A 12,358-nucleotide genomic window follows, 5' to 3' on the forward strand; every position below is an offset into this window, starting at 1 on the left:
CGGGTGTCCGACGGCAAATCGGCGCACGCCTCAAGCCAGTCGCGCTATTGCAGCGTCGGATCGAGCCGATCGCGCAGCCAGTCGCCGATCACGGAGACCGCCAGCGTGGTCACGACGATGGTAGTCGCCGGCGCCAGCATGATCCAGGGCGCCCGGGTGAGGTATTCGCGGCCATAGCCGACCATGTTGCCGAGGCTGGTCATCGGCGGCTGTACGCCGAGGCCGAGGAAGGACAGGCCCGACTCCATCAGGATCACCTCGGGGAAGACCAGCGTCGTCGACACGATCAGGGTCGAGGCGATGTTGGGCAGGATGTGCCGGAGGTAAACCCGGGACGGCGTCGCGCCGAGCTGGCGGACCGCGGCGGCGTAGCCTTGCGCATTGGCGGAGATGGCCAAGCCGCGCGCGATGCGGGCATAGCGCTCCCAGCCAAAAAATCCCATCAGGCCGATCAGCAGCGGCAGCGAATTGCCGAAGAAGGCGAGCACGGCCAGCGCCATGATCAGGAAGGGCATGCTGGCCTGGAAGTCGGACAGCATCAGCACGAGCTGCTCGACAGCCCCGCGAAAATGCGCGGCGAGGAAGCCGAGCGTGGTGCCGACGATCGCCGAGATCGCGGTCGCGCCGAACGCGATCAGCAGCGAGATGCGGATCGAGACGAGCAGTCGCGACAGCACGTCGCGGCCGAGCTCGTCGGTGCCGAGCCAGTGCGCGACATTGCCGGGCGCCGAGAGGCGGTTGCGCAGGTCGAGCTGGGTGAAGCTGTAGGGCGCGATCTTCTCGGCGAGGGCCGCGATCACCAGCATCGCGACGATCCAGCCGACCGCAAGCGCAACAGACACCGGGATCGCCGGCAGGCCGATGCGGCGGCGGGGAGAGATGTCCTTCAGCGTCGCGTCGGTCATGCATGCGCTCCCTTGGCGCGCAGCCGCGGATCGAGGAAGCCGTAGAGGAAGTCGACGACCAGGTTGGACGTGACCATGGTCAGTGCGACCAGCAGCAGGATGCATTGCACGACGGCGAGGTCGCGGTTGGCGACGGCGACGACGAGCAGGCGCCCTACCCCGGGCCATGAAAACACGCTCTCGACCACGACGGCGCCAGCGATCAGCGTTCCCACCATGAAACCGAGAATGGTCACCGTCGGGATCGCCGCGTTCGGCAGCGCATGCGAGGTCACCACCTTGCGCCACGGCACACCCTTGGCGGACGCCGTACGGATGTAGGGCTGGCCCAGCACCTCCAGCATCGCGCTGCGGGTGAACCGCGCCAGCACCGCTGCGCCGCCGAGGCTCAGCGTCGCGATCGGCAGGATCGCGTGGCGCCAGCTGTCCTGTCCGCCCGACGGCAGCCATCCCAGCTGCACGGCGAAGACGAGCACCAGCAGCAACGCCAGCACGAAGCTCGGCACGGTGAAGCCGGCAACCGCCGTCATCATGACGGCGCGGTCGATCGCAGAGCCGCGATGCAGCGCGGCGTAGATGCCGGCGGGAATGCCGAGCGCCACCTTGAAGACGAAGGCCGGCAGCGTCAGCGCCAGCGTCGCCGGAATTCGCTCCAGCACGAGCTCGATCGCGGGGCGGCCGTCGCGCATGGAGCGGCCGAGCTCGCCCTTGGCGATGGCGCTGAAGTAATCGAGATACTGGAACCAGATGGGATCATCGAGGCCCCAAGCTTTGCGGAAGGCCGCGATGACCTCCGGTGGCGCTTCCGGTCCCAGGATCATCAACGCAGGATCGCCTGATAGCCGCAGCACGACGAAGGCGAAGGTGACGACCAGGACGATCGTCAGGGCCGCGCGTCCGATCCGGATGGCAAGATAACGCCCCATCACGCGGCGTCCCGCGTTTCGACCTGCGGACCCGTCACCAGATGGCACGCGACCTGCCTGTTGCCGCCCACGGCCGAGAGAGCCGGCACTTCGCTCGCACAGCGCGCGATTGCGCGCGGGCAGCGCGGATGGAAGGCGCAGCCCCGGGGGCGCGCAGCCGGGTTGGGCGGATCGCCCGCCAGCACGATGCGGCCCGCGCTGCGGCGGCCGGGTGCCGGCGAGGCCGAAACCAGCGCCTGCGTATAGGGATGCTGCGGCCGCGCGAACAGATCGTCGGCCCTGCCGATCTCGACGATGCGGCCCAGATACATCACGGCGACGATATTGCTGATCTGCCTGACAACGCGCAGGTCGTGGCTGATGAAGAGCAGCGTGAGACCAAGCTGAGCCTGAAGATCGGCGAGCAAATTCACCACCTGCGCCTGGATCGAGACGTCGAGCGCGCTGACCGGCTCGTCGCAGACGAGAAAATCAGGTTTTGTCGCCAGCGCCCGCGCCAGCACGATGCGCTGGCGTTGTCCCCCCGAGAGTGCGCCCGGATAGCGCGCGCCATGCGCGGGCGTGAGTTCGACCGCCCGCAGCAACTCGCGCACCCGTTCCTCGCGTTCGGAGGGCTCACCTACCCCATGAATGTCCAGAGGCTCCCGGATCTGGGTGGCGACCGGCAGGCGCCGGTCCAACGCACCCAGCGGGTCCTGGAAGATCATCTGCATGCGCGCGCGTTGCGCACGCCAGGCGGCCGCCCCGGGCGCGGCCATCGGCTTGCCGTCGAACCGCACCTCACCGTGATCGGGCGGCTCGAGGCCGAGCACGATGCGGCCCGTGGTGGATTTGCCCGAGCCGGACTCGCCGACGAGACCCAGGGTTTCGCCCTTGGGGATGGCCAGCGACACACCGTCGACGGCATGGACGGCCGTGCTGCGGCCAAACATCCCGGAGCGCATGCTGTAGCTGCGCGAGATCGAAGACACCTCGACGAGCGGCGCGCTCATTCGGCGGCGATCCCGAGCAGCGCGCGGCGCGAGGCCTCGGCGCGGATGCATGCGACGGCACGGTCGTTCGTGATCGGTGCCAGGCTCGGCGCGGCGAGGCCGCACGGCTCGGCCGCCAATGCACAGCGCGGCGCGAACGCACAGCCAACAGGCATATTCGCGGGATCGGGCACCGTCCCGGGAATGGCGGTGAGACGCCGGCGCGGACCGTCGAGCGGCGGCAGTGCGCCGATCAGGCCCTGCGCATAGGGATGCACGGGATCAGCGAAGAGCTGGTTGGCCGGCGCCTCCTCGATGATGCGGCCGGCATACATCACCGCGACGCGGTCGCAATTCTCCGCGACGACGCCGAGGTCATGGCTGATCAGGACCATCGCCATGCTCATCTCGCGGCGGATCGATGAGAGCAGCTCCAGGATCTGGGCCTGAATGGTGGCGTCGAGCGCAGTGGTCGGCTCGTCCGCAATCAGCAGGTCGGGATTCCCGGCGAGCGCCATCGCGATCATGATGCGCTGGACCTGACCGCCGGAGAATTCGTGCGGATAGGCGGACAGCCGCCGGCCTGCGTCGGGAATGCCGACGATATCGAGCAGCCGCCGCGCTTCGGCTTTCACCGCTTCTCCGGAGAGATCGCGATGCAGCGCCAGCGCTTCGCAAAGCTGCTTGCGGATGGTCAACACCGGGTTGAGCGCGCTCGCCGGATCCTGGAAGATCATGGCGACCCGCCCGCCCCTGACCTGATCGAGTTCAGCTGCGGGCGCGCCCAGTATTTCACGTCCGTCGAGCCGCACCGAGCCCGAGACCCGTGCATGCCGCGGCAGCAGGCCCAGCGCGGCAAGCCAGGTCACCGACTTGCCGGAGCCGGATTCGCCGACGAGGCCGAGGGCCTCGCCCTTGCCCAGGGCGAGATCGACGCCACGCAGCACCGGCACGCCGTTGAAGGCGACGCTCAGGCCTTCAATGCTGACCAGCGGCAACACCTCAAACCTCGAAATTGCCGGCGCGGAAATCCATCGCGAAGGCGGGCGATGCCTTCCACTTGATCGATTTCGGCTTGGCCGTGAAGGTCGCGTTCTGGTGCAGCACCGTGAAGGCGGGGTCCTCGCGCTCGGCGATCTCCAGCATGCGGCGGAACGCCTTCTTGCGCGCCGCGCGGTCGGTCGAGGTCTCCAAGAACTCCGAGAGCGTGTTCAGCTCGGCGTTGGTCCACTCGCCGATCTGCTGCTGTTGGCCGTTCGGCCCGTGCTGGGCGACCAGCGAGGAGACCGGATCGTTGAAGGCGGCCGAGTTCGACCAGTCGCGCACGGCGCGGGTCGGGGCACGTTCCATGATCTGCGACCAGTTCTCCTTGGTCTCGATCTGGACGTTGAGGCCGACCGACTTCCACATCTCGACCAGGACCTGCGCGGTCGCGACCTGGTTGGTGTAGTAGTTGTTGAGCAGGCGATACGGGATCGGATCGCCCTTGTAGTTGGCCTGCTTCAACAGGTCCTGCGCGAGCTTCGGATCATAGGCCGGCACGTTCCAGTCGGCGTTGAACATGTCGCCGTAAAATTCCCACTGCAGGCCTTTCGGCACGCGGGTGCGGCCGGCCCACAGGCTGTCGACGATGGCCTGGCGGTCGATCGCATGGGTGAAGGCGCGCCGCACCAGCGGATTGGCGAGCTGGGCGTGGTTCTTGTCGAACACGGTCAGGCGGTGATTGAGGATGGTGCCGCCCTGCACTTCGAACGCCGCGTTCTTCTCGATGCCGGCGATCTGGTCCGGCGGGATGTCGCAGGCGAACTGGTATTCGCCCGACAGCAGCCCGTTGATGCGGCTCGCGACTTCGGGCACTTCGAGGAAACGAATGCGCTTGAGCGGCGGACGGCCGCCCCAATATTCGTCATGCGCTTCCAGCGTCAGCGAGACGTCGGGCTTGAGCTCGACGACCTTGTACGGCCCCGTCGTGATCGGCTTGCGCGCCCAATCGAGATAGCTCGCGGATTCCGCCCAGGCCCGGCGGTTTGCGATGTCGGAGCCGTAGCGCGACAGCCGGCCTTCGATGGTGACGTCAGGCGTCGCGTTGTAGAAGCGCACGGTGTACTTGTCGACCGCGTCGACGCGCACGAGGTCCGGCCAGATGCGGCGCGCGACCGCGGGCACATCGGGCGGCAGCTCCTTGCCCGGACGCGGCGTCGGAATCTTCTCGAAGGCCTGGATGGTGGAGCGGCTCTTGGCCTCGCTCTCGCCGAACATGCGCTCGCGGCTGAAGGTGAAGACCACGTCCTCGGCCGTCAGCTCGTCGCCATTGTGGAATTTCACGCCCTGCCGCAGCTTCACCTCGACGGTCTGGTCGTCGATGCGACGCCACTCGGTCGCAAGGCCCGGCACGGCCTCGAGGCTGCCGCGCCAGTTCTTGGAGATCAGGCCCTCCCAGATCGAGGAGAAGAACACGCGCTCGCCGACATTGGATTGCTCGCGCAGCACGTCGAGCACGTTCGAATTTGTCACCTTCTGCACGGCGATCGTCACCGACGGACGGTTGTCGGCCTGCCCGATCGCAAAGCGCGGCAGGAGAAGCGTGCCCGCGGCAGCGCCGCCAGACTTCAGGATGGTGCGACGGGTGAGTTTGTTCATGACGATAAGCCCTGCCCTTGATGAGGTCGGTTATTCAGCGAGACCAAGCGCGGCGAGATGGGCTGCGCCGGCGCGGACGTCGTCGTGGTTGCGGAGTTCGAGGATCAGCCGCGGGTTCGAGGTCAGCCGGCCCAGCGCGCGGAACACGGCAACCCACGGAATGTTGCCTTCGCCCGGCGCCCAGTGCCGGTCGGCGAAGCCGTCGGTGTCCTGGAGGTGCACATGCGTCAGCATGTCGCCTGCGGTCTCGACGTAGTAGTCGACCGGCGGCGCGCCGGTGGAGATGTGCGCGTAATTCGCATGCCCGGTGTCGAGCGAGACGCGGACCTTGTTGCTTTCGAGCGCCTTGGCGAGGCGCACGCGGTCGCGCGGGTCCTTGTCCTCGATGTTCTCGATGACGATCTCGCAGCCGGTCGTCTCGGCCCGCGCGATCACCTCGGCAAGCGTCGCCCTGACCCGTTCGACCAGATTGCCGCGATTGTCCGGATAGAGATCGAGATTGTTGTGGTCCCACGTCGTGAACGGCGAATGGATCACCATCTGCGTCGCACCGAGGAACTCTGCGGCCTCCAGCCCCTGGAGCAGACGCTTGGTCACCGCCTGGCGGATCATCGGATCGTGGCTGTCGATCTTGAAGCCCCAGAACGGTCCGTGGATGCCGAGACGGCCGGTGTGGCCCGCGAGCATCTGCTTGATGTCGCCGGCGGTCGCGCGCCAGTCGCTATCGAGGAGATCGGCGCGGAAGAAATCCTGGATTTCGAGATCGCGCTGCCGTTCCAGAAGCCAGTCGCGATGTGCGGGGATCGATTTGATGGACAATGCGGCGCCCAGTACCGGCTTCGACATGGCTTGCTCCTTGGCCGTCAGCAATGACGGGAGCAGCGCTAGACCAGTTCAATGACAGGCCAGTGAAATCGAGGTTCCGCAGCACCGAGAGATGTGGACATCCTGCGCATCGCCAGCATCGATCTTGTGCACCATGCCGTCGGCTTAGGCGCCCGCAGCTTCGCGCAGAAAGAAGCTCGCGCGTGTCCGTAGTGATCCGGAATGGAATCCTATTTCGATCTCACGTACATCGCGAGACATCGATCGGCGGCCACTTCAAGGGCATCACCCTCTGATCGCGCACCAAGGGGTTGGGGGACCACATGGGGCGGGGGATTGAAGGCTGGGGCAAGGTGACGAGGTCCGGACTCCTAGGCACTCCGGACCTCGAAACTTTCCAAATCGAACGCAAACGCGCCGCCGAGCTGATTCAGCCCGGCGGCGCGTTGTCGTTTCAGCGCGGTCTTGTCAATTCCGGCGCTTAGCGCGTTTGCGGCTCGATCGTCTCCCCGGCAATGTCGATCCGCCGCGCCATTCAGTTCGGTACGTTCCGCTCGAGATCCTCGAGCCATGCCGCGGCGCTCGAATCCGACGGCGCGCGCCAGTCGCCACGCGGCGACAGCGAGCCGCCGGCCGAAACCTTCGGGCCGTTCGGCATGGCCGAGCGCTTGAACTGGCTGAAGGCGAAGAAGCGGCGCAGGAACACTTCGAGCCAGCGGCGGATCTCGGGAAGATCGTAGGCCTTGCGCCGATCGTTCGGGAACGCTGGCGGCCATTCGCCCTTGGCGACATCCTTCCACGCTTGCAGCGCCATGAAGGCGATCTTGGACGGCCGCATGCCGAAGCGGAGCGTGTAGAACAGGTTGAAGTCCTGGAGCTCGTAGGGGCCGACGGAAGCTTCGGTGCTCTGCGGTTTCTCGCCCGGCTTGACTGGAACCAGCTCGGGCGAGATTTCGGCCGACAGGATCGAGGCAAGCGTCCGGTTGACATCGTCGCTGAACTGCTGCGAGGCGATCACCCAGCGGATCAGATGCTGGATCAGCGTCTTCGGCACGCCGGCATTGACGTTGTAATGCGCCATCTGGTCGCCGACGCCGTAGGTGCACCAGCCCAGCGCGAGCTCGGAGAGATCGCCGGTTCCGATGACGATGCCGCCGTGATGGTTGGCAAGGCGGAACAGATAGTCCGTGCGCAGACCCGCCTGCACGTTCTCGAAGGTCACGTCGTATACCTTCTCGCCCTTGCCGAAGGGATGGCCGATATCCTTCAGCATCTGGGTTGCCGTGGTGCGGATGTCGAGCTCCTGCCAATTCGTCTGCAACGCCTTCATCAGCGCCAGCGCATTGCTCTTGCTCTCGCTGCCGGTGGCAAAGCCCGGCATGGTGTAGGCGAGGATGTTCTCGCGCGGCAGGCCGAGCAGGTCGACTGCCTTCGCGGCGACGATCAGCGCGTGGGTGGAATCGAGCCCGCCCGAGACGCCGATGACGACGCGCTTGGTGCCGGTCGCGCGCATGCGCTGCACGAGGCCGGCGACCTGGATGTTGTAGGCCTCGTAGCAATCCTGCTCGAGCAGGCTCTCGTCACTCGGCACGAACGGGAAGCGCTCGACCTTGCGCAGGAAGCCGACGTCGGAGACCGGCGGCTTCAGCGCGAACGTCACCTTGCGGAAGAACGCCTCGCGCTGCCGGCGGTTGTCGTCGAACGTCCCCATCAACGCGCGCTCCTGCCTGAGCAGGTCGAGATCGACGTCAGCGAACGTGATCTGGCCCCCCTGGCGGAACCGCTCGCCTTCGGCCAGCAGCACGCCGTTCTCGTAGATCGAGGTCTGGCCATCCCAGGCCAGATCGGTGGTGGATTCCCCTGCCCCGGCAGCGGAATAGACGTAGGCCGCGAGGCAGCGCGCCGAGGTCGACTGGCACAGCAATGCGCGCGAGCGCGCCCGGCCGATCGTGATCGGGCTGCCCGAGAGGTTGATCAGCACGCTGGCGCCTGCAAGTGCGAGCTCCGAGGCCGGGGTCACCGGGATCCACATGTCCTCGCAGATCTCGACGCCGACGGTCAGGCCCGGAACGTCCTCCGCCGCGAACAGCAGATCGACGCCGAAGGGCGCGCGCAGATCGCCGATCGCGATCACCTCACCGGCGATGCCGGCACCGGAGGCGAAATGCCGTCCCTCGTAGAATTCGCGGTAGGTCGGCAGGTAGCTCTTGGGCACCACGCCGAGCAAATTGCCGCGATGGATGACGACGGCGCAATTGTAGATGCGATGGCCAAAGCGCAGCGGCGCGCCGACGATCAGAACGGTCATCAATGCAGCGGAGGCCTTGACGATAGCCGCGAGACCGCGCTCGACCGCATCGAGCAGCGGGTCCTGCTTCACCAGATCTTCGATCGCATAGCCGGACAGGCATAGCTCGGGAAACACGGCAACCGCCGCCGACTGTTCGTGGCAGGCATTGGCCGCCGCCAGGATGGCCTTGGCATTGGCCGAGGGATCGGCGACGTGGGAGGTGGTCACGCAGGCTGCCACGCGCGCAAATCCGTGGGCGTAGATCGAGTGGAACGTCATCGAGCGCAGTACCTCTAATTTCTTCCCGGCCGGCCGCAGCCGTCAGCTCCGCACCTATGTAGCCCATCGATCTGGCCCCGTGCAGGCCATCCGCCATCATGCATAACGGATTTGCGCCTCGCTCTGGCCGGCGAGCTCAGGCGCTGCGGGCCAGGACGCCCGTCAGATCGTTGCGCAGCCACTCGGCGATCCGGGGCCAGGCATGCGCGTGGGTCCGCGCGCCCATGAACAGGCCGAGGTGATCGCTTGGCTCGGAGGCCGCTGCAATGAAGGCTGGCGGCGTGCCGACAAGGCCGGCGGTGGCGAGCGCCTGCGTCGCCGGCACCACTTCGTCGTCGAGCCCGGCCAGCAGGAAGATCGGCGCCTTGACGTCCTTCAGATCAATCGCGCGGCCGAGCGCCACGAAGTTGCCGCCGGCAATCCGGTTCTCCCGGAAAATCCGGTTGACGATCTCGAGGTAATAAGCGCCCGGCAGATCGAGCGTCTCCACGTTCCACTGGTCGAAGCGCGCGAGCAGCGCCGCGCCTTCCTCGTTGGATAGCCCCTTCTGCAAGGCGACTGCGATATCCTCGCGGCTTGGCGTCCTGGACCAGAATCGCAGCATCTCCTCGCCACTGACATTGCCGCCGCCACGCGCGACGAGCTGGTCGTAGACCATTCCCGGCGCGTTGCGGGCGAGCCGGGATAGCGCGGAATCGATCGACAGGTCGACCGGAGCGCCTGCTAGCACCAGCCGTCGCACCTTGGCCGGAAAGCGCGCCGCGTAGAGCAGCGACAGCCAGCCGCCCTGGCACAGGCCGACGAGATCGACCGGCGCGCCGATCTCGTCGATGGCAACGTTCAGATCGGACAGATAGCTGTCGATCGAGAGATAGCGCATGTCCGGGGTGGCCGAGCGCCAGTCGGTGAGATAGACCCGGTCGATGCCACCATTTTGCAGCGACTGCACCACGCTGTGGCCCGGTGCAAAGTCGGCGATCAGGGCCCGATGCAGCGCATAGGGTGCGCAGACCAGCGCCGGGTGGCCGGACCGGCCCTTCGTGCAATCGCGCAGGCGCATGGTCGCAAGCTCCAGCGCGATCGTGTTGGACGTCGTCCACGGCAGGCTGCTGTCGGCCGGCTCGGCCGGCCCGCGCTCCATCCACCAGAAACAGGCGTCCATGGCGAGCCGCGCCGCCGCAAACGGCCACAGCAGCGGATCGCCAGGGACATGATCCGGCCCGCCCGGCTGTTTGCCTGTCTTCTCCGCCATGGCTATCTCGCGATTCTCACAGGAAAGCCTCGAAGCTGATCACGGAAATGCCGAGCTCGCCAAAACTGCGATGGGCCGCGGCCACGGAACCATCGAGGTCGATGCCACGGCAGGCATCCTCGATCACCACGACTTCGAACCCGGCCTTGCGGGCGTCCTCTGCCGAAAAGCGGACGCAGAAGTCGAGCGCGAGCCCCGCGACGAAGACGGTCTTCAACTCGCGCTCGCGCAAGTACCCGAGCAGGCCCGTCGGTGTCCTGTGGTCGTTCTCGAACAGCGCCGAATAGGAATCGATGCCGCGGCGAAAACCCTTGCGCACGACCAGACTCGCCCGGGTGACGTCCAGCCCGCCATGGAATTCGGCGCCCGCCGTGCCCTGCACACAATGCGTCGGCCAGAGCACCTGGGTGCCGTAGTCCAGCTCGATGGTCTGGAACGGCTGCTTGCCCGCATGGTTCGCCGCGAAGGAGACGTGGTCGCCCGGATGCCAGTCCTGGGTCAGCACCACATTGGCGAATTTTTGGGCGATACGGTTGATGGCGGGCACGACTTTCTCGCCACCGGGCACGGCCAGCGCCCCGCCGGTGCAGAAATCGTTCTGGACGTCGATCACCAGCAGCACGTCGCGGTCGGAAATCTTCATCGCAAGGCCCCATTCCATCTGCCCGGCGCGACCGGCGCTGGGCGCTCCCTCCAATGTCGATCTTCCGGCGCGGCTTCGCAACCACCGACTCCGTATGGCCATATCGCGCTGGCGGGCAAGGATCGTCTCCCGGATGCAACGGTTTGGTCTTGTTCGTGTTGACTAGGCACAATCAAGCGAGGATTCTCAGACCGTCCGCAAACTGCGGATCGGATCAAGAGCGGAGGCAAAGGTTCCCGAAGGCCGGCAAGGCCGCGGCAACCAAATGGCTATGGGTATCGGCAAGACAGGAAAAATTCTTCTCGCCGATATCGGCGGCACCAATGCGCGCTTTGCGCTGAGCCAAAGCGGACCTGGCAACGGCGACCAGACCGGGCCGATCGACTATGTGAAGGTCGCCGACTTCCCGACCGTCCAGGAAGCCATTGTCGACGTGCTGGCGCGCCGGGCTGGCGGCGAGCCGCCCCAAAGAGCCGTGCTGGCCGTCGCGGGTCCCGTCACCAACAACCGCTGTGTCATGACCAACAGCCCCTGGGTCATCGACGGCAACGAACTCCAGCCGACGCTCGGCTTCGACAGCGTCCATGTGCTCAACGATTTCGAGGTGGTCGCCTGGTCCCTGCCCGCCTTGCGGTCCGCCGATCTGATCCCGCTCGGCGGACAAGATGGCCTTCCCGGAGAACCCTTGCTGGTGGTCGGGCCCGGAACCGGTTTTGGCGTCTCCTGTCTGGTCGAGCGGCATGGTGCGCGGCTGGCCGTCGTCACCGAGGCGGGCCACGCCACCCTGCCGGCAGAGAACGAGCGCGAGGAGCGGGTGATCGCGTGCCTGCGCCGGCGTTTCGGCCATGTCTCCATCGAGCGCGGCGCGTTGTCGGGCTCGGGTTTGCAAAGCCTCTACGAGGCGCTGGCGGAGATCGACGGCGCCCAGGTGCCGCACCGCGACGCGGCCGCCATCACCAAGGCGGCCCTGGACGGCAGCTGCCCGGTCAGCCGCGCGACGCTGGAGATGTTTTGCGCCATCCTGGGCTCGGTCGCGGGCAATCTCGCGGTGACCTTCGGTGCCCGCGGCGGCGTCTATATCGCCGGCGGGATCGTGCCGCGCTTCCCGGACTTCCTCGCAGCCTCGGCCTTCCGCGCACGCTTCGAAGCCAAGGGACGCTTCCAGGACTATTTGCGCAACATCCCGACCCGGCTGGTCACGAAGCCCGACGCCAGCTTCGTCGGTCTGAAGATGTTCGCCGACCACAATGTGGATTGAGGCGCGAGTGCCCAGCTGCGCGGTTCCGGTAATTCACAGGAGATTGCAACGTACGAACGGTTCCACGCAGGATCGTGCTTGCTCGTTTGTTCCCGATGAGAAACAATCCCCCTTGAGTGTGTGGCGTAGTTGCGGGGGCGTGACATGCGTAAGCAGGATCTGGGCTTCGACTATCACCGCTACCACCGTCTGCTGACCGAGGCGGATGACGAGGACAAACGGCTGGCGCTGATCGAGGTCTTGATCGAGGAAAAGGCGCGAGACCGGCTGGCCGCCCAGCGCGCCTCGGATCGCGCCGCGATGACGGCCCATACCATCGCCACGGTGCTGAAGAACGGTCGCAACTGAGACTTGCAATCCCGCGCCGGA

11 protein-coding genes are annotated in these 12,358 nt (G+C 66.4%); 2 read left to right on the top strand and 9 right to left on the bottom strand.

The features are described from left to right. Positions 1 to 44 precede the first annotated feature (44 nt). From A3M7_RS0104395 to pncA, 9 genes are all read right to left on the bottom strand, one after another. Positions 45 to 905 (bottom strand): ABC transporter permease, encoded by an 861-nt coding sequence (locus A3M7_RS0104395; RefSeq protein WP_027542830.1) that lies wholly within the window; start codon positions 903 to 905, stop codon positions 45 to 47. Beyond that, positions 902 to 1,831 carry an ABC transporter permease gene (locus A3M7_RS0104400; protein WP_027542831.1) on the bottom strand — a complete coding sequence of 310 codons (930 nt, stop codon included), beginning with the start codon at positions 1,829 to 1,831 and terminating at the stop codon, positions 902 to 904. Before A3M7_RS0104400 ends, A3M7_RS0104395 begins: the two co-directional genes overlap by 4 nt. Next, positions 1,831 to 2,823: an ABC transporter ATP-binding protein gene (locus A3M7_RS0104405; protein WP_027542832.1), complete on the bottom strand. Its 993-nt coding sequence runs from the start codon at positions 2,821 to 2,823 to the stop codon at positions 1,831 to 1,833. The genes A3M7_RS0104400 and A3M7_RS0104405 overlap by 1 nt, the downstream gene beginning before the upstream one ends. After that, positions 2,820 to 3,803: an ABC transporter ATP-binding protein gene (locus A3M7_RS0104410; RefSeq protein ID WP_027542833.1), complete on the bottom strand. Its 984-nt coding sequence runs from the start codon at positions 3,801 to 3,803 to the stop codon at positions 2,820 to 2,822. The genes A3M7_RS0104405 and A3M7_RS0104410 overlap by 4 nt, the downstream gene beginning before the upstream one ends. A gap of 1 nt (position 3,804) precedes the next feature. Next, entirely contained in the window at positions 3,805 to 5,442 is a 1,638-nt protein-coding gene (locus A3M7_RS0104415) for an ABC transporter substrate-binding protein (RefSeq protein ID WP_027542834.1), read from the bottom strand. Positions 5,443 to 5,472: 30 nt separating this feature from the next. Further along, a complete protein-coding gene (locus A3M7_RS0104420; protein WP_027542835.1) occupies positions 5,473 to 6,288 on the bottom strand; it encodes a sugar phosphate isomerase/epimerase in 816 nt (271 codons plus the stop codon). A gap of 514 nt (positions 6,289 to 6,802) precedes the next feature. Beyond that, on the bottom strand, positions 6,803 to 8,836 hold the full coding sequence (locus tag A3M7_RS0104435) for an NAD(+) synthase (RefSeq protein WP_027542836.1): 2,034 nt from the start codon (positions 8,834 to 8,836) through the stop codon (positions 6,803 to 6,805). Between the two features lie 136 nt (positions 8,837 to 8,972). Next, on the bottom strand, positions 8,973 to 10,088 hold the full coding sequence (locus A3M7_RS0104440; protein ID WP_027542837.1) for an alpha/beta fold hydrolase: 1,116 nt from the start codon (positions 10,086 to 10,088) through the stop codon (positions 8,973 to 8,975). 16 nt (positions 10,089 to 10,104) lie between these two features. Continuing rightward, positions 10,105 to 10,749, bottom strand: a complete 645-nt coding sequence (gene pncA, locus A3M7_RS0104445; RefSeq protein WP_027542838.1) for a bifunctional nicotinamidase/pyrazinamidase — start codon at positions 10,747 to 10,749, stop codon at positions 10,105 to 10,107. Positions 10,750 to 11,002: 253 nt separating this feature from the next. Between pncA and glk the strand changes: the two genes are divergently transcribed. Both glk and A3M7_RS0104455 read left to right on the top strand, forming a co-directional pair. Beyond that, positions 11,003 to 11,989 carry a glucokinase gene (gene glk, locus A3M7_RS0104450; protein ID WP_027542839.1) on the top strand — a complete coding sequence of 329 codons (987 nt, stop codon included), beginning with the start codon at positions 11,003 to 11,005 and terminating at the stop codon, positions 11,987 to 11,989. Between the two features lie 144 nt (positions 11,990 to 12,133). Next, positions 12,134 to 12,337 carry a hypothetical protein gene (locus A3M7_RS0104455; RefSeq protein WP_027542840.1) on the top strand — a complete coding sequence of 68 codons (204 nt, stop codon included), beginning with the start codon at positions 12,134 to 12,136 and terminating at the stop codon, positions 12,335 to 12,337. Positions 12,338 to 12,358 lie beyond the last annotated feature (21 nt).

The organism is Bradyrhizobium sp. WSM2254 (assembly GCF_000472645.1).
Classification (GTDB): domain Bacteria; phylum Pseudomonadota; class Alphaproteobacteria; order Rhizobiales; family Xanthobacteraceae; genus Bradyrhizobium; species Bradyrhizobium niftali.

What these genes read in the sequence shown, in the direction of transcription:
- A3M7_RS0104405 (WP_027542832.1), bottom strand. Translation starts at nt 2,823, where the DNA reads ATGAGCGCGCCGCTCGTCGAGGTGTCTTCGATCTCGCGCAGCTACAGC.
- A3M7_RS0104420 (WP_027542835.1), bottom strand. Translation starts at nt 6,288, where the DNA reads ATGTCGAAGCCGGTACTGGGCGCCGCATTGTCCATCAAATCGATCCCC.
- A3M7_RS0104415 (WP_027542834.1), bottom strand. Translation starts at nt 5,442, where the DNA reads ATGAACAAACTCACCCGTCGCACCATCCTGAAGTCTGGCGGCGCTGCC.
- pncA (WP_027542838.1), bottom strand. Translation starts at nt 10,749, where the DNA reads ATGGAATGGGGCCTTGCGATGAAGATTTCCGACCGCGACGTGCTGCTG.
- glk (WP_027542839.1), top strand. Translation starts at nt 11,003, where the DNA reads ATGGGTATCGGCAAGACAGGAAAAATTCTTCTCGCCGATATCGGCGGC.
- A3M7_RS0104440 (WP_027542837.1), bottom strand. Translation starts at nt 10,088, where the DNA reads ATGGCGGAGAAGACAGGCAAACAGCCGGGCGGGCCGGATCATGTCCCT.
- A3M7_RS0104395 (WP_027542830.1), bottom strand. Translation starts at nt 905, where the DNA reads ATGACCGACGCGACGCTGAAGGACATCTCTCCCCGCCGCCGCATCGGC.
- A3M7_RS0104455 (WP_027542840.1), top strand. Translation starts at nt 12,134, where the DNA reads ATGCGTAAGCAGGATCTGGGCTTCGACTATCACCGCTACCACCGTCTG.
- A3M7_RS0104400 (WP_027542831.1), bottom strand. Translation starts at nt 1,831, where the DNA reads ATGGGGCGTTATCTTGCCATCCGGATCGGACGCGCGGCCCTGACGATC.
- A3M7_RS0104435 (WP_027542836.1), bottom strand. Translation starts at nt 8,836, where the DNA reads ATGACGTTCCACTCGATCTACGCCCACGGATTTGCGCGCGTGGCAGCC.